The sequence below is a fragment of the Psychrobacter sp. 16-MNA-CIBAN-0192 genome, assembly GCF_040309565.1.
GTDB lineage: Bacteria > Pseudomonadota > Gammaproteobacteria > Pseudomonadales > Moraxellaceae > Psychrobacter.
Genome location: NZ_JBEOOX010000342.1, coordinates 1 through 265, shown reverse-complemented (window position 1 = coordinate 265; position 265 = coordinate 1). Strand labels below are relative to the sequence as shown.

The 265-nt window shown below is 62.3% G+C and carries 1 protein-coding gene; it reads left to right on the top strand.

Translation table 11 applies throughout. The annotated features are described in order from the left end of the window. Nucleotides 1-265: FGGY family carbohydrate kinase (locus AAEY78_RS13505; protein ID WP_352339838.1), on the top strand; the 265-nt coding region annotated here is incomplete at both ends.

Here is a 265-nt window from a genome sequence, read left to right as displayed (position 1 = left end):
AGTCTGCACCGCGCAGCGCGAATTCGTTCAGCATTACCCGCAAGCCGGTTGGGTCGAGCACGACCCGATGGAAATTTTCGCCACCCAGAGCGCGGTGATGGTTGAAGCGCTGGCACAGGCCGGTCTGCATCACGACCAGGTCGCCGCCATCGGTATCACCAACCAGCGTGAAACCACTGTGGTCTGGGACAAGACCACTGGCCGTCCGATCTACAACGCGATCGTCTGGCAGTGCCGCCGCAGCACCGAGATCTGCCAGCAGCTC